Origin of the sequence: Pseudarthrobacter raffinosi (assembly GCF_023913835.1) — a bacterium.
Classification (GTDB): Bacteria; Actinomycetota; Actinomycetes; order Actinomycetales; family Micrococcaceae; genus Arthrobacter; species Arthrobacter raffinosi.
In genome coordinates, this window is record NZ_JAMXBG010000002.1 from 39,443 (window position 1) to 65,131 (window position 25,689).

Sequence of the window (25,689 nt, forward strand, 5' to 3'; positions counted from 1 at the left end):
CGCGGGAGGACCCCTTCGGCAGGGCCCTGGGTCTAGGCTGGCATCATGACTGCTGCGCATCCTGATCCCCACTCTGATCCGGTGGTGCACGGGGGGCCCGTTCCGGCCTTGTCCATCCGCGGCCTCGCCAAGCGTTTCGGCGGAAAAATCGCCGTGGACGGCATCAGCCTCGACGTCCCGGCAGGCTCATTCTTTGGCATCGTGGGGCCCAACGGCGCCGGCAAGACCACCACGCTGTCCATGGCCACCGGCCTGCTGCGGCCCGACTTCGGGACAGCCGTTGTCCATGGGGTGGACGTCTGGGCCCGGCCGCTGGAGGCCAAGAAGCTGATGGGCATCCTCCCTGACGGTGTCCGCCTCTTTGACCGGCTCACCGGCGAACAGCTGGTTACGTACGCGGGGCTGCTGCGTGGCATGGACAAAGACGTGGTGGCCTCCCGTGTGGGGGAGCTGTTGTCCGCCCTGGACCTCTACGAGGACGCCGGGACGCTCGTGGTGGACTATTCGGCCGGCATGACAAAAAAGATCGCCCTCGCCTCGGCCCTGATCCACGCCCCGCGGCTGCTGGTGCTCGATGAACCCTTCGAGTCCGTGGATCCCGTCTCGGCGGCCAACATCCGGTCCATCCTGGACAGTTATGTAGCCGCCGGCGGGACGGTGATCGTCTCGAGCCACGTTATGGACCTGGTCCAGCGCATGTGCGACCACGTCGCCGTGGTGGCGGCCGGAAGGCTCCTCGCCACCGGGACCGTGGACGAAGTCCGCGCCGGGGCAACGCTGGAAGAAAGGTTTGTCCAGCTGGTCGGCGGACGCAACCACACGGAAGGCCTGGAATGGTTGCGCACCTCCTAAGGCTCAAACTGACCCTGCTGCGGAACGGCCTTCGCCGCAGCCCTTGGCAGCTCGTCGGCCTGGCGTTCGGCGGTCTCTATGCCTTGGGGCTGGTGGGACTAGTGGTCGTGGCACTGGTCCTGCTGCGCACTGTAGACCCCGAACTGGCCCGGACGGTTGTGGTGCTTGGTGGTTCAGCGGCCCTCCTGGGCTGGGGCCTCATTCCGGTGGTCGCGTCCGCCGCGGACCTGACCCTGGACCCTGCCCGCTTCACCACCTCCGCCATCCCCATGCGCCAACTGCTCACGGGGCTGGCCCTCGGTGGGCTGATCGGCATCCCCGGCCTGGCCACGGCGCTCGCAGCGCTCGCCACCGTGTGGACCTGGGCCCGTGGCCCCCTTCCCGCGGTTGCCGCACTGGTGGGCGCCGCCGTCGGCGTTCTGACATGTATTGTCCTGTCCAAAGTGGTCACCACCGCCACCGCCAGCCTGGCGTCGTCGCGCCGGTTCAAGGATGTCAGCGCCATCGCATTTATGGTCCCGCTGGTCCTGATGGGCCCGATCGTCGCTGGCGTGGGCAGGGGCATCACCGCCTCGACGGGTTTCCTGCCGGAGCTGGCTGCCACCTTGTCCTGGACGCCACTTGGTGCCGCGTGGTCCCTCGGTGGTGATGTTGCGGTTGGCCGCCCGGGAGCGGCCGCACTGAAACTCGTGATCGCCGCTGCAACCCTCGCAGTCCTGTCCTGGTGCTGGAAACTGCTCCTTGAACGGGCCCTGGTCAAACCGCCCTACGCCGGCAGCGGGAGCCGCAAGGGTGGCAAACTGGGGCTGTTCGACCTGCTGCCGGCCACACCGGCCGGTGCAGTAACAGCGCGCGCGCTGACGTACTGGCTGCGCGATCCCCGCTATTCCGGTTCCCTGGTGGTGGTCCCGCTGCTCCCCATCCTGCTGGTGTTCCAGGGCAGCCAGTCCGGTGACTACGGAGTACTGGCGGTGGCTGCACCGCTGGCTGCCTTCCTGCTGGCCTGGTCCATCTCAGCGGACGTCTCCTATGACAACACGGCATTCGCGCTGCATGTGGCCACGGGCGTCCGCGGTGTGGACGACCGGCTGGGCAGGGCGTTGGCCTGCCTGGCTTTTGCCCTGCCCGTGGTGCTGATCTTTGCAGTGGGCCAGTACTTCTTTACCGGCAGCTGGTCGGAACTGCCCGGCCAGTTGGGCTTGAGCCTGGGCATCCTGTTCACCGGGCTTGGCTTGTCGTCCGTGGTGTCGGCACGCTACACGGTGGCCGTCCCGTTGCCCGGGGACAGCCCGTTCAAGAAGCCCCCGGGCAATGTAGGGCAGACCCTGGTGGTGCAGTTTGCCGGCATGGGCGTCCTGAGCCTGCTGGTCCTGCCTGAGGTGGGCCTGCTCATCGCGCAGCTGGTCACGGGGAATGCCATGTTCGGGTGGGCCAACCTGGCCGTCGGCCTGATGCTGGGACTGGCGCTGTTTGGGGCGGGCATTCGGCTGGGTGGAAAGTGGCTTGATGCCCGCGGACCCGAACTGCTGGCCCAACTGACCGTCAACCGTTGATTCCGTAAAAGACCAGAAGGGCGGCCGGACATGGAAGTTGTCATCCTCCAGGGCAGCAAGCAGATCGGACAGCTCGTCGCCGATACCATCGAGGCCCTGCTCCGGCGCAAGCCCGCCGCCGTACTGGGCCTCGCCACCGGGTCATCGCCGCTGCCGGTGTACGACGAGCTGGCGGCGCGGCACCAGCGTGACGGGCTGGACTTCAGCAATGCCCATGCCTTTGCCCTGGACGAATACGTGGGGCTGGACCACGGGCATCCGGAGTCCTACAGGCAAGTCATCCGGCGGGAATTCACCAGCCGGGTCAACATCGCCGAAGGCAACGTCCATACGCCTGACGGGGCGGCCGCGGACCTGCCCGCGGCCTGTTCCGCCTACGAGGAGGCCATGCGGGCAGCGGGCGGAGTGGACCTGCAGCTCCTGGGCGTGGGTACGGATGGCCACATCGGCTTCAACGAGCCCGGTTCCTCGCTCGCATCCCGGACCCGCATCAAAACGCTGATCGAGCAGACCCGCCGGGACAACGCCAGGTTCTTTGGCAGCCTGGCAGAGGTGCCGCACCATGTGGTGACCCAGGGGCTGGGCACCATTCTCGAGGCCCGGCACGTTGTCCTCATCGCTACCGGGGCACAGAAGGCACCGTCCGTCCGCGACTTCGTGGAAGGACCCGTCGCCGCCATCTGCCCGGCCTCGGTCCTCCAGTTCCACCCGCACGCCACCATCCTGGTGGATCAGGCCGCGGCATCGTCGCTGAAGCTCGCCGACTTCTACCGGCACACGTACGATCACAAACCTGACTGGCAGGAGCTGTAATTCCGGCCACACACCACGGGCGGGTGCCTAGCGGCGTTGCGCGGAACAGCCGACGGCGGCGGGTGCAGTGAGTGCAAAACGGTCCTCCCGCCGTCGAACGTCCTCCGTCCCGGGACGCTAAGATGGATGCCATGACTAGCATGACGGACCCTCTCGAAAACGACCCGATGCGCGAGCTTTCCGGGGCTGGAACGTCCACGGCAACCATCGAGCGCGAAGAGCTGCGCCAGGAAGTGGAGCCCGGTGACCGGGAACGCTTCTCGCACTACGTGCGCAAGGAAAAAATCATGGAATCCGCGCTGACGGGTGATCCTGTCATTGCCCTCTGCGGCAAAGTGTGGACGCCGGGCCGGGATCCGCAGAAGTTCCCGGTGTGCCCCATGTGCAAAGAGGTTTATGACGGCCTCCGCCCGGGGAACGACGGCGGCAAGGGTCCCGGAGGGGACTCGGGCAACAACAAGTAGTGACGGAGACGCTCTTTGGCGGCCCCACCCTGCCACCGGCCTATCCGGAACGCGCAGCCTGGGGAACCGCCCAAAAACTCCGTGCCTGGCAGCAGCAAGCCCTTGACCTCTACTTCAGGACCGATCCCCGCGACTTCCTGGCCGTAGCAACTCCCGGCGCCGGCAAGACCACCTTCGCGCTGCGAGTGGCCTCCATGCTCATCGAATCAGGGGCGGTCAACCGCGTCACCATCGTGGCGCCCACGGACCACCTGAAACGGCAGTGGGCCGACGCCGCTGCCAAGGTGGGCATCGCCATCGACCCCAACTTCAAGAACTCCGATGGCCAGCACGGCCGCGGTTTCGTTGGCGTCGCTGTCACATACGCGCAGGTGGCCAGCAAACCCATGCTGCACCGCGCCAAGACCGAGGCCGCCCGCACGCTGGTGATCCTTGACGAGATCCACCACGGTGGCGAAGCCCTGTCCTGGGGCGACGGCCTCCGCGAAGCGTTTGACCCTGCGGCACGGCGCCTCTCCCTGACCGGTACGCCGTTCCGCTCCGACACCTCGCCCATCCCTTTTGTTGAATACGCGCAGGACAAGGACGGCATCCGGCGCTCGAAAGCGGACTACACCTACGGCTACGGCAACGCCCTGCGTGACCATGTGGTGCGCCCGGTCATGTTCATGGCCTACTCGGGCCAGATGCGGTGGCGCACCAGTGCCGGCGAGGAAATGGCGGCCTCACTGGGCGAGTCCGCGGTCACCAAGGACATCACGTCGCAGGCGTGGCGGACGGCGCTGAACCCGGCCGGGGAATGGATTCCCGCTGTCCTGGCGGGGGCGGACAAACGCCTCAGCGAAGTGCGCCGCACGGTTCCGGACGCCGGCGGGCTGGTCATCGCCACGGACCACGAGGATGCCAGGGCCTATGCCGGGCAGCTGAAAAGGATCACCGGCGAATCGCCCACCGTGATCCTTTCCGACGACGCCAAGGCCTCCAGCAAGATCGAGGAATTCACCGCGAGCGAGAAACGGTGGATGGTGGCCGTCCGCATGGTGTCAGAAGGCGTGGACGTGCCCCGGCTCTCCGTCGGCGTCTATGCGACGTCCACCTCGACGCCGCTGTTCTTCGCCCAGGCAGTGGGCCGCTTTGTGCGCGCCCGGAAACGCGGCGAAACGGCCTCGGTCTTCCTGCCGTCCGTGCCGACGCTGATGGCCCTGGCCAACTCGATGGAGGCCGAACGCGACCACGCGCTGGACCGCCCCGAGAAAGAAGACAGCGACGGCCTGTTCAATCCCGAGGACTCGCTGATGGAAGAGGCCAACCGGGAGGACAAGGCGTCCGACAGCCTCACCAAGGGCAAGTTCGAGGCCCTCGACTCACAGGCGTCCTTCGACCGCGTATTGTTCGACGGCGGCGAGTTCGGCACCGGGGGAGAAGTGGGCTCGGAGGACGAACTGGACTTCCTGGGCATCCCCGGACTGCTGGATGCCGAGCAGGTGGGGACGCTGCTGCGGCAGCGCCAGCACGAACAGCTCAACCGCAAGAACCGGCGCACACCGGCAGCCGAGCCGGCCACCGCGGCGCCGGCCATACCGGACCACCGGATGCTGATGGACCTGCGCAACGAACTGGCCAAGAACGTGGCGGCCTGGTCGGCGCGGACCGGAACCCCGCACGGTGTGGTGCACACGAAGCTGCGGACCGTCTGCGGCGGCCCCCCGGTGGCCCAGGCGAACGAGGAACAGCTTCAGTCCAGGCTGCGGAAGCTCCAGGACTGGTTCATCGGCCGGAAGTAGTACTTACGCGACTTCGACGCCGCCCAGCTCCATTTCGGCGACGGCATCCTCCAGGTCCTCGGCAATGCCGGCGGTGAGTGAGCGGATGACCGTGACGGAGTAGCCGGCCTGGACCGCGTCCAGCGAGGTGGCCATCACGCAGAAGTCGGTGGCGATCCCCACCACTACAACGTCCTCCACATCGTGGCTTTGCAGCCAGTCGTCCAGTCCGATGGCGTTGTCCGCCGGTGCGTAGGCATCTGCGTCAGCGGGCATGGCGCCCGGCTGCCGTTCCCCTGTGGGGACGGCATCCTCAGGTGCCAGCAGGCCCTCAAAGCCGGAGTACGCCGCGGCGAACTGGCCCTTCTGGAAGTAGGCCTGGATGTATTCGCTGTCCAGGTCCGGATGGAGTTCTGCGCCGCGAGTGCCGGCCACGCAGTGCCGCGGCCAGCTGTCCTTGTGATCGGGCGTGTCGGAAAAATGCGCGCCGGGATCGATGTGCCAGTCCTGGGTGGCAACTATGTGGTCGAACTCATTGTGATGGGCGTCCACGTACTCGCTGATGGCTCCGGCAACACCGGCACCGCCGGCCACGGCCAGGGAGCCGCCCTCGCAGAAGTCGTTCTGGACGTCAACGATGATCAGGGCGCGGGACATCAGTTCTCCTCGTAGATAGTGGGGATGGCAGGCTCGCCGCGCTGCAGGCGGTTGACGACACCGGGCAGTTCGGCCATGGTGTCCGCGTGCCGTTGGCGGGCGCGGACCACACCCTCGTGTCCGGTCCAGCCCGGCAGCAGCTCGCCGTTCTTCATAAACTGCTGAAGCAGCGGCCGGTCGTTGCCGTCGTCTTCGGGGCGGTGGCCGATGCCCACAATTTCCTGGGTAGCCACCCCCCGCTCGTTGAGCTTGCGCAGCGCGTACTTCCGGCCGCCCATGCTGGTTTTGTTCTTGGCGGTTTTCGCCACGGAGACGAAATTGCCGGCGTCGTCGGTGCGGCTGACGAGCTTGTAGACCATGCTCGCTGTGGGTGCACCGGAACCGGTGACCAGCGAGGTGCCCACACCGTAGGAATCCACCGGGGCGGACTGCAGCGCGGCGATGGCGAACTCGTCCAGGTCCGAGGTGACCACGATCTTGGTGTTCACGTTGCCGAGCTCGTCCAGGAGGCGCCGGACCCATTGGGCCTGGGCCACGAGGTCGCCGGAGTCCAGCCGGACGCCTCCCAGCTTGGGCCCTGCCAACTCGACGGCGGCACGCACGGCTGCCTCGACGTCGTACGTGTCCACCAGCAGCGAGGTGCCGGGTCCGAGGGAGGCGATCTGCGCCTCAAACGCTTCCCGCTCGGTGTCGTGGAGGAGCGTGAAGGAGTGCGCGGCGGTCCCTACCGTTTTGATGCCGTACCGGAAGCCGGCCTCGAGATTGGAGGTGCTGTCGAACCCGGCAATGACGGCGGCGCGGGCTGCCGCGACTGCCGATTCCTCGTGGGTCCGCCGGGATCCCATTTCAATGCAGGGCCGGTTGCCGGCCGCGGTGATCATGCGGGAGGCGGCGGAGGCGATGGCACTGTCATGGTTCAGGACCGAGAGCAGGTAGGTTTCCAGCATGCAGGCCTCGGCAAACGTTGATTCGACAATCAGGATGGGGGAGTTGGGGAAGTACGCCTCGCCTTCCGAGTAGCCCCAGATGTCACCGGAAAAGCGGTAGTTCGCCAGGTAGTCCAGGGTGTCCTGGTTGACCACGCCGGTCCGCCCCAGGAAGTCCAGCTCGGCTTCGCCGAACCGGAAGTCGGCGATGCCTTCCAGCAGGCGGCCCGTTCCCGCCACAATCCCGTACCGCCGGCCGTCCGGCAGGCGCCGGGCAAAAGCCTCGAAGACCGACCTGCGGTGTGCGGCGCCCGAGTGCAGGGACGCCTGCAGCATGGTCAGCTCGTAGTGGTCTGTATAAAAGGACGTGCGGGGATGGTCCCAGCTGGCGGAGGTACTCACAAAATTCACTCTAGTGTGCATCCCCATAGAATGGACAGATGACCTTAAGCGTTGCGCTCGGCCCTGATACACAGGAGGGCACCCGGACCGGGACAGAGGCGTCCACGGACTCCCTGACCGCCCCGGACATCCCTTGGAACCTGGTGATCTGGAACGATCCCGTCAACCTGATGAGTTACGTCAGCTATGTCTTCCAAAGCTACTTCGGCTACTCCGAGTCCAAAGCCAACAAGCTGATGATGGAAGTCCACAAAAAGGGCCGGTCCATTGTTGCCCACGGCAGCAAGGAACAGGTTGAGCGGCATGCCGTGGCCATGCACGGCTTCGGCCTCTGGGCCACCGTGGAGAAGGCCACCGGCGGGAATGGTGGAAACTCCAAAAACGCAGGAAAATCCGGCGGGTCCGGGCAGGGCAAGGGGAAACGTGGCTAAGGCATTCAAATACGGGCTCAAGGGCATCACCGGGTTCCTGGAACCCGCCGAACGGGAACTGCTCCGCAGCCTGATCGATGACGTCATCTCCATGCTCCAGCCGGCCGAACACACCAGCCAGGATCCGCTGGCCGCCCTGATCGGACTGGATATGGACGTCCAGGAACCGACGGACCGTGCCGTTAAGCGGTTACTGCCCAACGTGATGAAGAACGACGACGGCGCGTCCCTGGAGTTCCGCCAGCTCACCGAGCGCTCGCTGCGGGAAACCAAGATCGGCGCGCTGCGCGCTGCCGCGCTGGACCTGGACAGGGACGAAGTGGTCCTCACCGCCGAAGGGGCAAGGTTCTGGTCCATGGCCCTGAACGATGTGCGCCTGGTGCTGGCGGAACGCCTGGATATCCGGGATGAAGAGGACGCCGAACACGTGCACCTGATGCAGGACTGGTCCCAGGCCGAGGACGTGGAAAGTTACCTCGCCCTGGTGTACAACTTCACCACGTGGCTGCAGGAATCACTGGTCCAGGCGATGCTCCAGTCCCTGGACTCACGGGCCTGAACTGCTGTCCTGGTCCGGGATTCGACCGCCACTGTGACAAAATTGACATGAGTCGGGCGCCACAATGTGATGGCTGCGGCCCCGGGGAAGACCTATCCTCGAATAATCATGACTACAGCCTCGAGCATGGATCCGTCAGGCGCAGCCGCATCGGACTCCGCAGCCAGCAGCACCACCGCCCAGGTGGGGTCCCGCCCCATCGGCATCTTTGATTCCGGTGTCGGCGGACTGACCGTGGCGCGGTCCATCATCGACCAGCTCCCCAACGAGTCCATCCTCTATGTGGGGGATACCGCCAACGGGCCCTACGGGCCCTTGCCCATTGCCGAAGTGCGCGCCAACGCCCTGGGCGTGATGGACGAACTGGTGGACTCCGGCGTCAAGCTGCTGACCATTGCCTGCAACTCGGCGTCGGCCGCTGTCCTGAGGGACGCCCGCGAGCGGTACACGGCGAAATACGGCATCCCCGTCATCGAGGTGATCCAGCCGGCCGTCCGGCGGGCTGTCGCTGCCACCCGCAGCGGGCGTATCGGCGTCATCGGAACCTCCGCCACCGTTGGTTCACGGGCTTACGAAGACACGTTTGCCGCCGCGCCGGACCTGGCCATCACGTCCGTGGCCTGCCCCGAGTTCGTGAGCTACGTGGAGGCCGGGATCACCACCGGACCCGCCTTGCTGGCTATTGCCGAAGAGTACCTGGCGCCGCTGAAGGCGGCAGGCGTGGACACCGTGGTGCTGGGCTGCACGCACTATCCGCTGCTGACCGGCGTCATTTCCTTCGTGATGGGTGACGCCGTGACGCTCGTGTCCAGCGCGGAGGAAACGGCGAAGGACGTGTACCGGGCCCTCGCCACTCACGACCTTCAGCGCACTGCTGTAGCACCGCCGGAACACCACTTCATCGCCACCGGTGACGCCGGCCAGTTCGAAACGCTGGCCCGCCGTTTCCTGGGGCCGGAGGTCCTGTCCGTCCGGCACGTGGACCATGTGGCGGCCCAATACCCCACCGGCAGCCTGGCACGGATCACCCCCGAGATGATCGCGGCCGCGCAGACCGCCAGCGCCCGGCAGTCGTCGTCGGGACCTCGGATTTCGAACTTTGTGGGCGCCCATCGGGCCGGAGGACCTGCCCTGTGAAGCTCACCATCGTCGGCTGCACCGGCTCGTTTCCCGGCCCGAGCTCGCCGGCGTCCTGCTACCTCCTGACCGCCAACGACGGCGAGCGGACGTGGAAGATCGTGATGGACCTTGGCAGCGGAGCCCTTGGCGCCATCCAGCGATACACGGACCTTGAGGACATCGACGCGATCTTCCTCACCCACCTGCACCCCGACCACTGCATGGACTTGTGCGGCCTGCACGTGGCCGTCCGCTGGAAGCCCGGCGGCTGGGGACGAGGCAGGATTCCGGTGTGGGGCCCCGCCGCGACGGCGGACCGGATGGCCACCGCCTACGGCCTGGAACTCGATCCGGGGATGCACGAGGAATTCGACTTCACGAACTGGACCGAACGGGAATCCGTCACGGTGGGGCCGTTCACGGTGACGCCGTTCGCGGTGAACCACCCCGTGGAGGAGGCCTACGCCCTGCGGGTGGAAGTGACCGAACCGGACAAGCAAGGCAACACTGTCAGCCGGATCCTGACGTATTCCGGGGACACCGATTCCTGCGCAGGACTGGAGGAAGCGGCAAAGGACGCTGACCTGTTCCTGTGCGAGGCCGCCTTTGAGGAAGGCCGCGACGACGACATCAAGGATGTCCACCTGACCGGAAAGCGTGCCGGCGAGGCCGCGGAGAGCGCGGGCGCACGCCGGCTGTTGCTCACGCACATCCCCGTCTGGACATCGCCCACCACTGTTATGGCCGAAGCGCGCCCCGTGTTCGGCGGCGACGTGGCCGTTGCCGTGGCCGGTGTGCACTACACCGTCTGACCCGCTGCCCCTCTGGTCCAGTGCAATGGCTGGCCCGCTGCACGCTCTGCGGCGGGACGGCTCGTCGTGAGTCGATAAGCTAAAGGCATGACTTCTGAAGCAACCGCAGTGCCCGTAGTGCGCGCCGATGGCCGCGCCCCCGACCAGCTCCGCCCCATCAGCATCACCCGCGGATGGTCCAAGCAGGCCGAGGGATCGGCCCTCATCGAGTTCGGCAACACCAGGGTCCTGTGCACGGCGTCCCTGACGGCGGGCGTGCCGCGCTGGCTCAAGGGCGAAGGCCGCGGCTGGGTCACGGCGGAGTACGCCATGCTTCCCCGGGCCACCAACACCCGTTCTGACCGCGAATCTGTCAAGGGGAAAATCGGCGGGCGGACCCACGAGATTTCCCGGCTGATCGGACGCTCGCTGCGTTCCATCATTGACACCAAGGCATTGGGCGAAAACACGATCGTCCTGGACTGCGACGTCCTCCAGGCCGACGGCGGAACGCGCACCGCGGCCATCACCGGCGCCTACGTGGCACTGGCGGACGCCATCCGCTTCGCCCGCGACAACAAGCTGATCGCCAAGAACGCCCAGCCCCTGATCGACACGATCGCAGCGGTTTCGGTGGGCATCATCGACGGCGTGCCCATGCTGGACCTGCCCTACGTTGAGGACGTCCGCGCCGAAACCGACATGAACGTGGTGGTCACCGGATCCGGGAAGTTCGTGGAAGTCCAGGGCACCGCAGAGGGTGCTCCCTTCGACCGGGACGAGCTGAACCAGCTGCTGGACCTGGCCCTCCTGGGCACCACCGCACTGGCGGCGATCCAGCGCGAAACCCTCGCCGACGCACTGTGAACCAGGACACTGTGAACCCGAACGCTGAACCTGACGGCGCGCCCGTACCGCGCCTCGTCCTGGCCACGCACAACAAGGGCAAGCTCAGGGAGCTCCGGGAGCTGCTGCGCGGACAGGTCCCCGGGCTCGACGTCGACACGCAGGTGGTGGACGCCGCGGCGGTGGGTGCGCCAGACGTCGTCGAAACCGGCGTGACGTTCGCCGAAAACTCGCTGTTGAAGGCGCGGGCCGTTGCGGAGGCCACTGGGCTGGTGGCCATCGCCGACGATTCGGGGCTGGCCGTCGACGTGCTGGGCGGGGCGCCCGGAATTTTTTCCGCGCGCTGGTCTGGCCGGCACGGTGACGACGCCGCCAACCTGAGGCTTTTACTGGACCAGCTTGCCGATGTCCCGGACGGGCACCGGGGAGCGGCATTTGTCTGCGCTGCGGCACTGGCGGTCCCCGGGCCGGGTGCCGCGAGCCGTGAAGTGGTGGAATACGGCCAGCTTGAGGGGTCCCTTCTGCGCGAACCCCGCGGTGACGGTGGCTTCGGCTACGACCCCGTGCTGCGGCCGGCCGGCGAGGACCGCAGCTGCGCTGAATTGTCACCGGAAGAAAAGAATGCGATCAGCCACCGCGGGAAGGCCTTCCGGGCCCTCCTGCCGGCCATCGTCGGCGCGCTCGCCCGCCAGTGACCTAACGGGAGTTCACCGTCCAGATATCGCGCCCAAAAGCCGTTAGAAATGCCGATATCTGGACGGTGACTCCGGGCGGAGTGGCCGGGGAGTAGTGACAGGCTGCGTGGTGGGGGCTCAGTGGTCCCGGTGGGTCTTCCGCTCGGCCTCGGGTTCGTGTTCCTCAATGAATTCCTCGACGGCGTCCGTGCCGAACTTGGCAGCCTGGCGCTTGGCGGAAATTCCGCGGAGTACTTCGATGCCGATGGGAATCACGGAGACCAGCACGATGACGATGAAGATGATGTCCAGGTTCTCCCGGACCCACGGGACCCTGTCACCGAGCAGGTAGCCCAACAGCGTGACGCCGCTGCCCCACAGGACCGCGCCGATCACGTTGAACAGGAAGAACTTCTTTTTGTTCATCTGGGCCACGCCAACGATCACGGGCACGAAGGTCCGGATGATCGGCACGAAGCGGGCGAGGATCAGTGCCTTGCCGCCGTGCTTTTCGAAGAAAGCATGGGCGTTCTCCACGTTTTCGCGCTTGAAGAGGCGGGAGTTCGGCTTATTGAAGATAGCGGGGCCGGCCTTGGAACCGATCAGGTAGCCGGTCTGGTTGCCGATGATGGCGGAAATGGTGATCAGGAGCGCCAGGAGCCAGACATTGAACTGGATGGTGTCCGTTGCCACCAGCAGCCCCGCCGTGAACAGCATCGAATCGCCGGGAAGGAAGAATCCCACCAGCAGGCCCGTTTCGGCGAAGACAATTCCGCAGACCAGCAGCACCACCCAGGGCGCAAGTGCTGGATCGGCCAAGAAAATCTGGGGGTTCAGCCAGTCGGGCAGGAACGATGCCAGCTGCGGCTGGACCGGTCCTGCACCACCCAGCATGGGCACGGCAAGGTCGCTGATCGCAAGAAAGTTCACCTACTCAGGGTACTTGACGCACCCTCGCTACCCGGCGTCGTCCGCGTGATATCCGCGACAGGGCCGCCCCGGTGACACGGGAACGGCCCTGCACGGCGGTAAAGTATGGGCCGTGGGTTTGGACTTTACGGCGATCGACTTCGAGACAGCCAATGGCTTCCGGGGTTCACCGTGCGCGGTTGGCCTGACGAAGGTGCGGGGCGGGCGCGTGGTGGATGAGGCGTCGTGGCTGATGCGGCCGCCGGTCAACCACGACCACTTCGAGTACCACAACGTCAGGGTCCACGGCATCAAGGCCACGGACGTGGCCGGCCGTCCCCGCTTCGGTGAGCTGTTCCCGGAGATTGGTGCCTTCATCGGGGACGACATCCTGGCGGCGCATAACGCGGCCTTTGACCTTGGAGTGATCCGGTCAGGGCTTGAGGTGTCCGGCCTGCCCGGCCCTGCCTACGACTACGTCTGCACGGTGATGCTGGCCCGGCGGTGCTACTCCCTCGTCTCCAATTCCTTGCCGTTCGCCGCAGAGGAAGCCGGTGTGCCGCTGGTCAACCATCACGATGCCGCAGAAGACGCCCGTGCCTGCGCCGGCATCCTGATCGACATCGCTGCCCGGAACAACGCCAACAGCATTGCCGAGCTCTACCTGTCGCTGGGCCTGGTCCTGCCACACCAGGAGGCGTTTGACCCGGCGCACGATGTCCTGTCCAAAGCCAGCCTTACCGCCCTTTCCGGCGCCGCTGGCGGAAACAGCGCCGCGCTGGTGCGCCCGTTCCTGTCCGGGTGGCCGGAGGAGGGCGACAACCCCGTCCCCAATGCCGACGCCGAACCGTCCCACCCGCTGTACGGCCAGACCGTTGTCTTCACCGGCGAGCTCTCCATGGCCCGGCCGGAAGCGAAGGTGCGTTCGGCCGAGCTGGGTGCCCGGCCGGAAAGCCGGGTAACCGCCCGCACCACGGTGCTGGTGGTGGGTGACGGCTTTGTGGCCGCGGACCTGCGGTCCGGCAGGCTGACCGGCAAGGCCCGGCGCGTCCTGGAGCTCCACGACCGCGGCCAGCCCATCGAAGTACTCTCCGAAGGCGAGTTCCTGCAGATGGTGGGCGGCTGAGCCGCACTGCGTTCATCCGGCGCAACAAATCTTCCCTGCGGCGTGCCCGGCTCCTAGCCTTGCAGGATGAGCAAACTAACGGACGGCCAAACAACCGGAATCAACTGGTCCGCCGTGTTCGCCTTTCCCAACCCCGTCAATGAATACGCGGCCCGGATCACCGCCGGCCTGGTGGTGCTCCTCGCGGGCGCCACACTGCTGAGCGGGTCCGTTTGGGGACTCGTGCTGATCGCCGCGGGCTTCTGGCTGCGGGTGCTCTTCGGCCCACGGATTTCGCCGCTGGCCCTGCTCTCCGTCAAGGTCCTGGCACCCCGTCTGGGCCGCGTTCGCCTGGTTCCCGGACCGCCCAAGCGTTTTGCCCAGGGCATGGGGACCGTAGTCTCCACCACGGCGCTGATCCTGTTCCTTGCCGGTGCCGCCCCGGCAGCGTGGATTGCGCTGGCAATACTCATCGCGGCTGCCTCCCTGGAGGCCTTCGCCGGATTCTGCCTGGGCTGCGTCATCTTCGGAGTGCTGCAGCGCCGGGGCCTGATCCCGGAGGGCATCTGCGAGGCCTGCAACAACGTCGCGCTCAGGCGGTCGTAACGCCCACCAGAAGGTCGGCCATGCCGCGGATGACGTCCGGCCCTTCGAGTGCGTCGAGCCATTCCGGGGGCAGGCACTCTTCGCCGTAGTAGGCGCCCAGGATGTTTCCGCCGATGGATCCCGTGGAATCGCTGGCGCCGCTGTGGTTGACGGCCAGCGCCATGGCCGCCCGGAAATGGTCTTGCGGCGACAGTGTGGAGTCCGCATCCGGCGCTGTGGCCAGGACAGTGTAAAGCCCGACGGCGAACGCCTCCTCCGCGACCCAGCCCTCGCCGAGCTGCCGAACCAGTTCCTCCGGCGACAGGTCGCCTGTTCCCGCACAGCGGATGGCCGCTTCAAGCCGCTCGGGAAGTTCCGCCGCCACATCCTTCAGGCCACGGACTTCGGCCAGGACCGCCGCCGCCGCGTCCGCCAGGGTGTCACCGGCCACCAGGCGGTGGATCAGCAGGCTGAAGCTGCCGGCACTTTGCCGTGCGGACGGATGGCCGTGCGTCAGGGAGGCGGCGTCGGCACTCAACTTATAGACGGCGTCGGACGCTATGAAGGGAATCAGGCCGAACGGTGCCGACCTCATCACCGTTCCGCGGCCCTTCGAGTCCGGGTTCACCGGCCGGTAAACCGTGCCCATCTCCCCGGTGGCCAACCCGCTGATACACGCGTTTCCCGGAGCGCGGCGGTGCCTCAGGACCTCATGACCGTCGATCCACCGAGGCGGCTGCGACGGGGCCTGCGGCGGTAAGGACTCGCCCTGGGTGGCCAGCCAGCGGAGATAGGCCAGCCACAGGCAGGCGTTCGCGTCGGCACCCACGCCGTCATTGGCCCATTCGAGCACCTCCACCAGCCCGTCCACGGTGTACAGCGTCAGCTGCGTGTCGTCCGAAAAGTGACTGCCGCCGTCGAGCGCGGAGAAGTCTGTCAGGCCGTCCGGGCCGAAGCGGCTGCGGATCGCTTCCACGGAGTCGAACTCCACCGCGTAGCCCAGCGAGTCGCCCAAGGCCCCGCCCAGGAGGCAGCCGTGGATGCGGGACTTCAGCGGGGGCGCGGCAACGGCGCCCGGTTCAATGCTCATGACAGTAAATTTACCGTGGGGCGGAGGTGGAACGCGCCGGGGCGCCACGCCGTCCGTCCACTAAGCTCGGACTCAGCCAACGCCCAGAATCCCTTGGCAGAATGCAAAGGCACCAAACCCCAACGAAAAGGATTGCCCCACCATGACCACGCCTGTGCCCGTCCACCGTGACCCCGCCCCCGGGCTGACTGCCGGCAGCGGTGCCGAAATCCGGTACGGGCTTGTGTCCAGGCTGTCTGCCGAAGCCTTTGGCAGCCTTTTCATCGTGGTGGCAGGCCTGGGCGTGCCGCTGTTCTCCATCCCGCAGTCCAGCCCGCTGCCCGCCGCGCTCGCAGCAGGCCTGGCAGTGACCGCGGCGATGCTGGCCTTCGGCTACGTTTCCGGCGGACACTTCAACCCGGCGGTGACCGTTGGCCACGCCGTTGCCGGCCGGATCCGGCTCGGTGACGCCGCTGCTTACATCGGCGCGCAGCTGGTGGGCGGGCTCCTGGGCGCCCTCGCACTCTTCGGCATCCTGCGCACACTGCCGGGCATCCAGGACAGCCGGACGGCGTTCGACACCGTGACCGCCGGATTCGGCGAACATTCCATCATCCAGGCGCCCCTCGCCGGCGTGCTCCTGCTGGAAGTGCTCGGGGCCGCCATCCTGGTTGCAGTCTTCCTGGGCACCACTGCACGCAACAACGTCAACAAGACGGCAGCCGCCGTAGCCGTGGGCCTCGCCTGCGCTGTCCTGCTGCAGCTGGGCCTGTCCGTGGGCAATGCGCCGTTCAACCCCGCCCGCGCTACGGCCTCGGCCGTCTTCAGCTCCAGCTGGTCCCTTGAGCAGCTGTGGCTTTTCTGGGTTGCTCCCTTGGCGGGCGCAGCCATCGCCGGGCTGGTCTTCCGGGGGTTCGCCGAGCCGGTTGCTGCCGTTACTGCTTCAGACGCTGACGGACCAGTATATGACGACAGTGCCGCCGTCGGCGGTGCTGCCGACGACGTTGAGGATTTTGACGACGACGAGGATGCCGACGTCGTCGAAGAGGCCGCCGAGGTGCCGGCCAAGGCAGCTGCCCCGGCCAAGGCCGCACCGGTTCATTCCGCCGCGGACGAGCCGGACAACCGCGACGAGGCCCAGGAATTCTTCGACGGAAAGCGCGGCTAGCTGGCCTGACTGGGCAACGGCCTGTTGCGGCGGTTTCCTAAACTGTCGGTGGCAGCCGCTAGCGTAAGAATATGCGGTTATTGCACACTTCGGACTGGCACTTGGGCAGGTCCTTCCATGGCGTCGGGATGCTGGACGCCCAGCGGTCATTTGTTGATCAGCTCGTCAGCGCCGTCACCGGAAACGCCGTTGACGTTGTCCTGATCGCCGGCGATGTCTACGACCGCGCCCTGCCCGGTGTCGACGTCGTGGGGCTGTTGGACGATGCCCTGGTGCGGCTCACGGCGGCCGGCGCCACTGTGGTGCTGACATCCGGCAACCACGACTCCGCCATCCGGCTGGGCTTCGCCTCCCGGCTGCTGGAACGTGGCGGCGTCCACTTGCGGACCCGGCTGTCGGACCTGGACCAGCCAGTCGTCCTGCCCCTGGAGACGGGTGACGGCGGGACTCCGGGCGCTGTCCTGGCCATCTATGGAATCCCCTGGCTGGAACCGCGCCTCGTCGCCGAACAACTCGGTGCAGAAACCGCCAGCCACTTCGAAGTCACCCGCGTCGCCACTGACCGCATCCGGGCAGACCTCGCGGAGCGCAGCGCAGCGGGAACCGTCCATTCGGTGGTCCTCGCCCACACGTTCGCCAGCGGAGGGATCAGCTCAGACAGCGAACGGGACCTCAGCATCGGGGGAGTCGGAGCCGTGCCCCTGGACCTCTTCGACGGATTCAGCTACACCGCGCTGGGGCACCTGCACGGCCGCCAGACCCTGTCGCCGCAGGTCAGGTACTCGGGTTCGCCCGTGGCCTACTCGTTCTCCGAAGCCAAGCACACCAAGGGCAGCTGGCTGATCGACGTCGGCCCGGACGGTGTGACCGGCGTATCGGAACTGTCGTGGGAAGCCCCGCGGAAGCTGGCTGTGCTCCGCGGCGATATCTCGGAGCTCCTGGAGTCAGCGGAACATTCCTGGGCCGAAGGGGCGTTCTGCCAGATCACCCTGACGGATGAGCAGCGGCCCGCGCAGGCCATGGAGCGGCTGCGGGCCCGTTTTCCGGACACGCTGGTCCTCGGCTTTGATCCGCAGGGCGGCACCGTCAAGGCGTCCAAGAGCTACAGCAGCCGCCTCGCCGAAGCCCAGGATGATCTCTCGCTCTGCTGCGGATTCCTCGATCATGTGCGGGGGCGGGACGCGGACGACGCCGAGCGGTCGGCTATCGCCGCGGCGCTGGATAACGTACGCCTGACGGAGGGATCGCTATGAGGATCCACCGCCTTGCCATCTCCGCCTTCGGGCCCTTTGCGGGCACCGAGGAAATCGACTTCGACAGGTTGAGCGCCCACGGGCTCTTCCTCCTCAACGGCCCTACCGGAGCAGGCAAGACCAGCGTGCTGGACGCTGTCTGCTTTGCGCTGTACGGATCCGTGCCGGGGGCGCGCCAGGAGGGTAAGCGCCTGCGCAGCGATCATGCCGAGCCGTCGCTCGAACCGGCGGTAACCTGCGAGTTTTCCGCTCAGGGCCGCCACTTCGAAGTCACCAGGTCGCCGGCCTGGGATAAACCCAGTGCCCGGGGGAAGAACGGCTTCACCACACAGCAGGCCAAAACGCTCCTCCGGGAACGCGTCAGCGGGACGTGGACGGAGAGATCCGGACGCAATGACGAAGCCGGCGCTGAAATCACCGCCCTGCTGGGAATGGACCGGGAACAGTTCACCCGCGTGGTGATGCTGCCGCAGGGCGATTTTGCCGCCTTCCTGCGGTCCAAGGCAGCCGATCGCCTGGAACTGCTGCAGAAGCTCTTCGGCACCCAGCGGTTCGAGGCCCTGGAACAGGAATTGGCGGCGCAGGCGCAGGCCGCGCGGAACGATGTTGCCCGGCTGAACGCGGAGCTTGAGCTGCTGGCGGCGCGGGCGGAAGCCGAGGCCGCCGCGCTGGCCATTGACGATTCCGCAGCTCCTGCCCAGGAGGAATCTTCTGCCCGGATCGAATGGCTGCAGGAATCAGTGGCCCACCGCGCAGGGGAACTGGCTGCTGCGGCGGAGGCTGCAGCAGCTGTCAGTAGGCACACCTCCGGCCGGCTGGAGAGCGAGTCCGCGCGGCGGGAACGGCACCGCAAACTGGCAGCCGCCGAGGCCAGGAAGGCAGCCGCAGAGGCAACCCTGCCGTCACTGGAGGTCCATGCCGTCCGCCTCGAACAGCACCGCCGCGCCGAGGTGCTCTCGGGCCAGCTGCATGCAGTCCAGTCCAGCCAGACCCAGGTCCGGCACGCGGCGGGAGCCATGGAATCCGCCATCACACTGCTGCGCATGGCGGCGGATGAAGACCCCGAACTGGACCAGCTGGACCTTGGCGCCTGGGATGCGGACCACTCCGATGGCGGGGTCTCCGCCGCAGGGGCCCTTGATATCGCTGGTGAGCTCAGCCTGCTCCGGTCCTTGTTGGCCGTTGTGGAAGCAAGATTGCCGGACGAAGAACGCCTCCATTCACTCGTTGCCAGGCGTGCCGCACTCAGCACGAAGCAGCAGGAACTCACCCAAAAGGACATTGACCTGGGCGTTTCGCTGCAGGCCCTCCGCACGGAGCAGGAAACCCTGACGGCGGGCCTCGAGCCCCTGACGGAACTGGCCTCAGCCGCCATCCTGCACGCCAAGGAAGCCGCTGCGGCTGAGGAACTTCTTGACGTCGTCCGGCGCTACGCGGCGGCACGGGCGGCGCAGGGGCTCGCCACGGAGCGCCACTCGGCGTCCCGGGAGATCCAGCTCGAGAAGAAACTCCGCTGGCTGGACCTGCGCGAGGAAAGACTCGCCAACGCCGCCGCCGAACTCGCTGCGCAGCTGGCCGAGGGAGAGGCGTGCCCGGTTTGCGGCAGTGCGGACCACCCGGCTCCCGCGGAGGCTGCGGCGTCAGCGGTGGGCCTCAGCCAGGCCGAGGAAGCTGCCCAGCAGGACCATGAGGCCGCAGAGACAAAGCTGGCAGCGCGTGCCCGTGAGTTGGGCGACGCGAACCAGTTGGTGGCTGTCCTTGAAGGCCAAGGAGGGGACACGCCCGAAGAGGATGCGTTTGCGGCCTTCGAGTCTGCCTGCACCGCCGCCGACGAGTCGCAGCTGGCGGTGAAAAACCTCGCTGACCTCCGGCAGCAGCTTGAGGCAGCCGAAGCCAGATTTACCGCAGCGGATTCCGCCAGGCAAAGAGCAACATCCGAACTCGCGCAGGTCACCGTTGAATTGTCGGGACTCGTGGACCAGCTGGCGTCGCTTGACGAGGCGCTCTCCGGCCTGCGTGGCGGCCACCGCAGCCTCACACGCCGGCTGCGGTCGGTGCAGGAAGCTGCCGCCACACTGGAGAAGGCCGTGGAGGCCCAGGCCTTGCTCAGCAGGGCCAGGGCCAGGGCCGAGGAAGCGCGGATCCAGCTTGACCTGGCGTTGCCGGAGGCTGGTTTCAGTTCTGACCTTGAAGCCCGGGCGCAGCTGCTGTCGGCCACCGACGCCGATGCCCTGCTGGCTGAGGTCCGGGCCGGGCACGACGAACAGGCGCGGATTGCCGAGTTGTTCGCATCCGAGGATCTGCTGCTGGCACGGACGGAAGCCGCAGCCCATCCAGCGGTGGATGAAGCCCTCATTGCGGAGCTGCAAACCGTCGCGGAGCAGGCCGGGGAGGAGGCGCGCGCCGCCGATCTCGCCGCCGGTATGGCCGTGCGCTGTGTGGAATCGCTGGCCGCTGTCCGCAATGACTACGAACGGCTTGCCGGTTCCGGGCGGGTTCCGCGGGAGCGCGCCCAGCTGCTTACAGCCCTGGCTGATACCGCCGCAGGCCGGGGAGACAACACGTACCGCATGAGCCTGAACAGCTACGTCCTCGCGGCACGGCTTGAACAGGTGGCGTTGGCTGCTTCCGAACGCCTGGTGGCCATGAGCGATGGCCGCTACCTGCTACAGCATTCAGACGCCAAGGCCGCGCGGGGCGCGAAATCCGGGTTGGGCCTTGAAGTCGTGGACCAGTGGACCGGGCACCGCCGGGATACTTCCACCCTTTCCGGCGGCGAGTCCTTTATGGCGTCCCTCTCACTCGCCCTGGGGTTGGCAGACGTTGTGCAGCAGGAGTCCGGCGGCATCCAGATCGAGACGCTCTTTGTGGACGAGGGTTTCGGCAGCCTGGACGAACAATCCCTGGAACAGGTGATGGATGCCCTCGAAGGCCTTCGCGACGGCGGGCGCGTTGTGGGTCTCGTCAGTCATGTGGGGGAAATGAAACAGCGTATCGGAACCCAGCTCCAGGTCCTCAAGGGCCGGAACGGTTCCACCCTCCGCATTTCCGACGCCGCCGAAGCGCTGGTGTGACGGCGGCCATGCCGGGGTGGACTGGCCCCAGCCGGCCTCTATAATTGGATAGTTACCGGGTCGCGCGCATCGGGAGGAGGGACGATGCGCATTACTGAACGAGCCCGGAACCTTGAACTCTTCAACAATGTCCTTCTTGCCTGCTTCCGTGGAAGCGCCTCTCGCTCCTGACACTGCGCCTGCCTCCGCTGCACCATCCTCCGCTGCACCAGCCTCCGTTGCGCTGGCTCCGCCCACCGGGCGGTTCGCCAGGCTCCCGCACCTCGCAGGCCGCAGCTTTATCCCGCTGGGCCTGTTCGCCCGGCTTCCCCTGGCCATGCTGACTGTCGGTGCCCTGACCCTCGTCACGTCCGTGACCGGCTCGTACGCGCTGGGTGGCACAGTTGCCGGTGCTGTGGGGATCGGCTCAGCCCTGGGCGCCCCGGTCTTTGGAGCGCTCGCAGACCGCAGGGGGCAGCGGCCCGTCCTCCTGGTGGCGGCCGTGCTTAACACGTTGGCGGTGCTGGCGCTGATCGGCACGGCCTTGGCTGCGCCCGAAGCCGGATTCTTTCCCGGTGCCGTGATCGCCGCCGCATTCCTTGCCGGTGCCAGCTGCCCGCAGGTAGGGCCGCTGGCCAGGGTGCGCTGGATGGCGCTCACCTCGCGGGGCAAGGAAGCGAAGGGCGGCAGGGATCTGGACACGGCCCTGTCGTACGAAGGCACGGCTGATGAGCTGACGTTCGTGCTGGGACCGGCTCTGGTGGGTATCCTGGCCAGCCTGGTGGCCCCTTGGCTGCCGTTGGCCCTGGCCGCAGCCATGACCATCACGCTGGTGCCCGCCTTTGCCGTGCACTCCACCCACAAGGCGGTTCCCCTGAACCGGGGCTCGGCAGCTTCGCGCAAGGCTGCGAGGATTCCCACCGTCGTCGCACTGCCCGTCCTGGCGATGGTGGCCATGGGCACTTTCTTCGGGTCCGCCCAGACGGCTTTGAGCTCCTTCTCCGCCAGTTTCGCCACCTCGGAGATCGCCGGACTGCTGTATGCGGTCATGGGACTGAGTTCGGCCGCCGCAGCCCTGTCCGTGGCGTACTGGCCCCAGCGCTTCACTCCCGCCGCCCGGTGGCTGATTAGCGCGGCACTCATGACGGTGCTCGCGCTGCTGCTTCTGGTGCCCGGATCGTTGGGCGGCATGATTGCGGTGCTTCTGGTCCTGGGATTGCCCGTGGGCCCCGTGATGGTCACGGTCTTCGCGATTGGAGGCCTGGTGGCGCCGGTGGAAAGGCTCGGGACCGTGATGACAGCTCTGGCAAGCGGGATCGTGGCGGGCACCGCACTGGGGGCCGCCGTTGGTGGCCAGCTGGCGCAGGCCCACGGCTACCACGCAGCCTTCATTGTGCCTGTGATTGCCGCCGGCGGCCTGCTGGTGCTTGGTGCCGCGGCCGCCGTCATTCTCCGCAAACGCCACTGATCGACGCCGGGCGCTGGTCACGGCCAGGCGGCGTGTGCAATGGTCAGCCCAGCTGGGCCTCAATGCGCGCGGCACCCGCCATCAGCGCAGCGGCGATTTCGTCCGGATTCTGGGCTGCCCGGATATAGACGACGGCCAGCGCGGCTGGCCGTCCGGCAGGGACCATGACCGGAACTGCCACGGAGGAGACTCCGGCGATGACTTCATCGTGGCTGGCGGCATAGCCCAGCTGCCGCGCGGTTCCCGCCTCGGGCCGGTAGGGGATTCCCGGGGCTGCCGCATGCCACTCAGCTTCTGAATAGGCGGACTGGATCGCAATTCCAGGGGCACCGGCGCTGATGGGATGCCGGGAGCCGGGGTGCTGGACGATGGCGGCGCCGGTATGCCGCGGGTCCACGGTGACCAGCGTGACACAGTCATCGCGGTCCCAGACGGCCACAAAGGCACTCATGGTCAGGGAGTTCGCGAGTTGCGTCAGTTCCGGCAGTGCCGCCGTCTGCAGGTTGCGGGCAACCCCACGCGCCAGGACAGCCAGCCCGGGCCCCGGCTGGACTCTGCCCGCGTCATCGCGCACCAGCAAGGAGTGGTCCTCCAGGGTCCGCAGGATCCGGTAGGCCACGGAACGGTGAACCCCCATGGCGTCGGCAAGTTCCGCAATGGTCAAGGGAGTCTCCGCGGCCGCCAGGATTTCCAGCGCACGGATTCCGCGCGACAGGGTCTGGGACGGCGAAGCCTGAGCTGCTCCGGCGGGGACTGCGGTGGACGTCATGGGTCCCATCCTAGGCGGCTGCACGGGCGCTGCCCGGGTGCCGTGACGGTGCTTCCCTCGCTTGGACTGCGTGCGGATTTCGAAAAGCCCTGTGCTGATTCCGAAAAGGAAGTTCAACTATGGAACTGACTCGCATCAACTGTGGAACTGATCCGTGCGGAGAATCAAGAAAAAGAGTGCGTTTCATCACATCTTCGCGTAACGTCATACTAACTGACCGTTCGATCAGTAAATCGGACGGCCCAAATCCACCGTCGGCAGCCGTTATCCCCAACCAGGCTGCCCCAAGCCACGGAGTTCCAATGACCGAAACTTCACGCGTCGATTCCGAGGCGGGCCCGAGCAGCAAGCACGAGGAACGCAAGGTCCTCGCAGCAACGCTGGTCGGCACCACCATCGAGTGGTACGACTTCTTCATCTTCGCCCAACTGACGGGTACCCTGCTGTCCCCGCTGTTCCTGGCTCCGCTGAACGAATCCAATCCGGGCCTGGCCCAGATCCTGTCCTTCGCGCTGATCGGCATCAGCTTCCTGTTCCGCCCGCTGGGTGCAGTGGTTGCCGGCCACCTTGGTGACCGGCTCGGACGCAAGGCCATGCTGGTCTTCACCCTCCTGATGATGGGCGCAGCCACCTCTCTGATCGGCATGCTGCCGACGTACGCGCAGATCGGCGTCTGGGCCCCCATCCTGCTGATCATCCTCCGCATTGCCCAGGGCTTCTCCGCCGGCGGTGAATGGGGCGGCGCTGCCCTGATGGCAGTGGAGCACGCCCCCAAGAGCCGGCGCGGCGTGTTCGGCGCGTACCCGCAGATCGGCGTCCCGGTCGGCATGATCCTGGCCACCGGCCTGCTCTTCATACTCAACTCGAACATGTCCAAGGAAGACTTTGCTTCGTGGGGCTGGCGGGTTCCGTTCCTGCTGTCCATCGTGCTGATTGTGGTGGGATACCTGATCCGGCGGGCCGTGGCCGAGAGCCCCGTTTTCCAGGAGATGGCGGCCCGAAAGGCCGAAAGCAGGGCGCCGCTCAGCGAGCTCATTCGTAGCCACAAGAGGCCAGTCCTCTACTCGACCATGATCTTCATCGCCAACAATGCCGCTGGCTACCTGTTGATCGCTTTCTTCATCTCCTACGCCACCAGGACGCTGAAGATGCCGGTCCCGGAAATCCTGCTCGCCACCACCCTCGCCTCCTTCGGCTGGCTGATCTTCACGCTCGCCGGCGGCTGGCTCTCAGACCGGATCGGCCGGGTCAAGACGTTCCTGATCGGGTATGCGATCATCTTCGTCTGGATGATCCCGATGTTTGCCCTGATCGACACCAGGAACATCTGGCTTTACGGCGTGGCGCTCTTCGTCCTGACCATCGGACTCGGTCTGTCCTACGGCCCCATGTCGGCGATGTACGCCGAGATGTTCCCGGCCAATGTCCGCTACTCGGGCATCTCCATCGGGTACGCGTTCGGTGCGATCCTGGGTGGTGCTTTCGCCGCAACCATTGCCGAGACTCTGCTGCAGAGCACCAAATGGACCGGATCCATCGGCATCTACATCATGATCCTGTGCGTGATTTCGGCTGTCGGGGTTGTGCTTGCCAAGGAGACGAAGGGCAACCCGCTGGGCGTCAGCAGCCACCACTAAAAGTTGTGCGCATCGCAGAACGGCGGGTTCGGGCCAGCTGGCCTGGACCCGCCGATTGGCTTTCCGGGCCCGGTGTTGCCGTCGGGCCTACTGGTTCAGCAGGCTGATGGCGTCCTCATCAGCCAATTGTTCGAAGTGCCGGTAGAAGCTGCCAACGGCGCGGAACTTGCCCGGCAGATGCAGGCACAGCACGGCGTCGCACACCCGCGACACGGCCGTGTAGGCTTCCACCGAACCCACCGGCGCTGCGGCGACGACGCGTGCCGCACCACCGGAACGGGCTGCCTCGGCGGCAGCGCGCATGGTGGCTCCGGTGGCCAGGCCGTCGTCGAGCAGTAGAACCGTTTGACCGGTGAGGTCGTTGCTGATCCCCGGGTAAGTCGCGGCCCGGCGGAGCAGCTCGGCCCTCTCGCGTTTCTCCACTTCGTCCAGCCACTCCTGGCGGACGCCGTGGTCCAGAATGCGGGTGATCAAGGGACGGTTGAGCAGGCGCACTATCCGGCCTCCCGACCAGGCCAGCGCACCGAACGCTGTTTCGTCGTGGCCGGGGATGCCGAGTTTCCGGACCAGAACGGCGCCGAGTGGCAGGTACAGGGCCTTGGCAGCCGCGGCGGCCACAGGGATGCCGCCGCGGGCCAGCCCCAGGACGATGGTGTCGGGGCGTTCCCGGAACTGCGTGAGCACCGCCGCCAGCCGTTCACCGGCATCGGTGCGGTCTTCAAAACGCGTGCTCATTGTTCCCTCTCCGGCCGTCTCCGCCACGCTTCCAGCCTACCTTCTGCTGCCGCGCCGGGAACCGGGGATACTTCCTCCCACCGCTGCT

The 25,689-nt window shown here is 66.7% G+C and carries 24 protein-coding genes; 18 read left to right on the forward strand and 6 right to left on the reverse strand.

Annotated elements, in window-relative coordinates; genetic code table 11:
* The first annotated feature begins 45 nt into the window (after positions 1-45).
* From NG697_RS01975 to NG697_RS01995, 5 genes are all read left to right on the forward strand, one after another.
* A complete protein-coding gene (locus NG697_RS01975; RefSeq protein ID WP_252613448.1) occupies positions 46-852 on the forward strand; it encodes an ABC transporter ATP-binding protein in 807 nt (268 codons plus the stop codon).
* Positions 834-2,405, forward strand: a complete 1,572-nt coding sequence (locus NG697_RS01980; protein ID WP_252613450.1) for a transporter — start codon at positions 834-836, stop codon at positions 2,403-2,405. The genes NG697_RS01975 and NG697_RS01980 overlap by 19 nt, the downstream gene beginning before the upstream one ends.
* Before the next feature lie 30 nt (positions 2,406-2,435).
* Positions 2,436-3,218: a glucosamine-6-phosphate deaminase gene (gene nagB, locus NG697_RS01985; protein ID WP_252613452.1), complete on the forward strand. Its 783-nt coding sequence runs from the start codon at positions 2,436-2,438 to the stop codon at positions 3,216-3,218.
* Between the two features lie 122 nt (positions 3,219-3,340).
* A complete protein-coding gene (locus tag NG697_RS01990) occupies positions 3,341-3,682 on the forward strand; it encodes a DUF3039 domain-containing protein (RefSeq protein ID WP_056349372.1) in 342 nt (113 codons plus the stop codon).
* Positions 3,682-5,466: a DEAD/DEAH box helicase gene (locus NG697_RS01995; RefSeq protein WP_252600072.1), complete on the forward strand. Its 1,785-nt coding sequence runs from the start codon at positions 3,682-3,684 to the stop codon at positions 5,464-5,466. Before NG697_RS01990 ends, NG697_RS01995 begins: the two co-directional genes overlap by 1 nt.
* A 3-nt stretch (positions 5,467-5,469) precedes the next feature.
* Here the strand turns inward: NG697_RS01995 and NG697_RS02000 are convergent, their stop codons facing one another.
* The gene (locus NG697_RS02000) at positions 5,470-6,102 is read right to left on the reverse strand and encodes an isochorismatase family protein (protein WP_248760022.1); all 633 of its coding nucleotides are present in this window, start codon (positions 6,100-6,102) and stop codon (positions 5,470-5,472) included.
* Entirely contained in the window at positions 6,102-7,430 is a 1,329-nt protein-coding gene (locus NG697_RS02005) for a nicotinate phosphoribosyltransferase (RefSeq protein ID WP_252613454.1), read from the reverse strand. The genes NG697_RS02000 and NG697_RS02005 overlap by 1 nt, the downstream gene beginning before the upstream one ends.
* Before the next feature lie 38 nt (positions 7,431-7,468).
* Here NG697_RS02005 and clpS point away from each other — a divergent pair, with 38 nt between their 5' ends.
* The 6 genes from clpS (at position 7,469) to rdgB (ending at position 11,871) form a co-directional block, all read left to right on the forward strand.
* Positions 7,469-7,861, forward strand: a complete 393-nt coding sequence (gene clpS / locus NG697_RS02010; protein ID WP_252600070.1) for an ATP-dependent Clp protease adapter ClpS — start codon at positions 7,469-7,471, stop codon at positions 7,859-7,861.
* Positions 7,854-8,420, forward strand: coding sequence for a DUF2017 domain-containing protein (locus NG697_RS02015; RefSeq protein ID WP_141140950.1), 567 nt, complete (start codon positions 7,854-7,856; stop codon positions 8,418-8,420). Before clpS ends, NG697_RS02015 begins: the two co-directional genes overlap by 8 nt.
* Before the next feature lie 69 nt (positions 8,421-8,489).
* Positions 8,490-9,557, forward strand: a complete 1,068-nt coding sequence (gene murI / locus NG697_RS02020) for a glutamate racemase (RefSeq protein ID WP_252609862.1) — start codon at positions 8,490-8,492, stop codon at positions 9,555-9,557.
* A complete protein-coding gene (locus NG697_RS02025; protein ID WP_252609863.1) occupies positions 9,554-10,351 on the forward strand; it encodes an MBL fold metallo-hydrolase in 798 nt (265 codons plus the stop codon). Before murI ends, NG697_RS02025 begins: the two co-directional genes overlap by 4 nt.
* An 87-nt stretch (positions 10,352-10,438) precedes the next feature.
* Positions 10,439-11,197 (forward strand): ribonuclease PH, encoded by a 759-nt coding sequence (rph, locus tag NG697_RS02030; protein WP_058932038.1) that lies wholly within the window; start codon positions 10,439-10,441, stop codon positions 11,195-11,197.
* Complete coding sequence (gene rdgB, locus NG697_RS02035) at positions 11,194-11,871, forward strand: RdgB/HAM1 family non-canonical purine NTP pyrophosphatase (protein WP_252600066.1); 678 nt, start codon at positions 11,194-11,196, stop codon at positions 11,869-11,871. Before rph ends, rdgB begins: the two co-directional genes overlap by 4 nt.
* A 117-nt stretch (positions 11,872-11,988) precedes the next feature.
* Here the strand turns inward: rdgB and NG697_RS02040 are convergent, their stop codons facing one another.
* Positions 11,989-12,765, reverse strand: a complete 777-nt coding sequence (locus NG697_RS02040; protein ID WP_252600144.1) for a DedA family protein — start codon at positions 12,763-12,765, stop codon at positions 11,989-11,991.
* 127 nt (positions 12,766-12,892) lie between these two features.
* Here NG697_RS02040 and NG697_RS02045 point away from each other — a divergent pair, with 127 nt between their 5' ends.
* Together NG697_RS02045 and NG697_RS02050 are read left to right on the forward strand one after the other, a co-directional pair.
* Complete coding sequence (locus tag NG697_RS02045) at positions 12,893-13,885, forward strand: 3'-5' exonuclease (RefSeq protein ID WP_252613456.1); 993 nt, start codon at positions 12,893-12,895, stop codon at positions 13,883-13,885.
* A gap of 66 nt (positions 13,886-13,951) precedes the next feature.
* Positions 13,952-14,470, forward strand: coding sequence for a DUF4395 domain-containing protein (locus tag NG697_RS02050; RefSeq protein WP_252609869.1), 519 nt, complete (start codon positions 13,952-13,954; stop codon positions 14,468-14,470).
* Here the strand turns inward: NG697_RS02050 and NG697_RS02055 are convergent.
* The gene (locus tag NG697_RS02055; protein WP_252609870.1) at positions 14,457-15,539 is read right to left on the reverse strand and encodes an ADP-ribosylglycohydrolase family protein; all 1,083 of its coding nucleotides are present in this window, start codon (positions 15,537-15,539) and stop codon (positions 14,457-14,459) included. The two genes, NG697_RS02050 and NG697_RS02055, sit on opposite strands and share 14 nt — an antisense overlap.
* Positions 15,540-15,681: 142 nt before the next feature.
* Here NG697_RS02055 and NG697_RS02060 point away from each other — a divergent pair, with 142 nt between their 5' ends.
* The 4 genes from NG697_RS02060 to NG697_RS02075 all read left to right on the forward strand — a co-directional run bounded on the left by NG697_RS02060 (position 15,682) and on the right by NG697_RS02075 (position 22,460).
* The gene (locus tag NG697_RS02060) at positions 15,682-16,686 is read left to right on the forward strand and encodes an aquaporin (RefSeq protein WP_252613458.1); all 1,005 of its coding nucleotides are present in this window, start codon (positions 15,682-15,684) and stop codon (positions 16,684-16,686) included.
* 71 nt (positions 16,687-16,757) lie between these two features.
* Entirely contained in the window at positions 16,758-17,939 is a 1,182-nt protein-coding gene (locus NG697_RS02065) for an exonuclease SbcCD subunit D (RefSeq protein WP_252613460.1), read from the forward strand.
* Entirely contained in the window at positions 17,936-21,013 is a 3,078-nt protein-coding gene (locus NG697_RS02070) for an AAA family ATPase (protein WP_252613462.1), read from the forward strand. The genes NG697_RS02065 and NG697_RS02070 overlap by 4 nt, the downstream gene beginning before the upstream one ends.
* Positions 21,014-21,140: 127 nt before the next feature.
* Positions 21,141-22,460: an MFS transporter gene (locus NG697_RS02075; RefSeq protein ID WP_252600059.1), complete on the forward strand. Its 1,320-nt coding sequence runs from the start codon at positions 21,141-21,143 to the stop codon at positions 22,458-22,460.
* A gap of 43 nt (positions 22,461-22,503) precedes the next feature.
* Here NG697_RS02075 and NG697_RS02080 read toward each other — a convergent pair whose 3' ends face one another.
* Complete coding sequence (locus NG697_RS02080; protein ID WP_252600058.1) at positions 22,504-23,229, reverse strand: IclR family transcriptional regulator; 726 nt, start codon at positions 23,227-23,229, stop codon at positions 22,504-22,506.
* A gap of 302 nt (positions 23,230-23,531) precedes the next feature.
* Between NG697_RS02080 and NG697_RS02085 the strand changes: the two genes are divergently transcribed.
* On the forward strand, positions 23,532-24,866 hold the full coding sequence (locus NG697_RS02085; protein ID WP_248760052.1) for an MFS transporter: 1,335 nt from the start codon (positions 23,532-23,534) through the stop codon (positions 24,864-24,866).
* 87 nt (positions 24,867-24,953) lie between these two features.
* Here the strand turns inward: NG697_RS02085 and NG697_RS02090 are convergent, their stop codons facing one another.
* Positions 24,954-25,601, reverse strand: a complete 648-nt coding sequence (locus NG697_RS02090; protein ID WP_104061201.1) for a phosphoribosyltransferase — start codon at positions 25,599-25,601, stop codon at positions 24,954-24,956.
* Between the last annotated feature and the right edge of the window lie 88 nt (positions 25,602-25,689).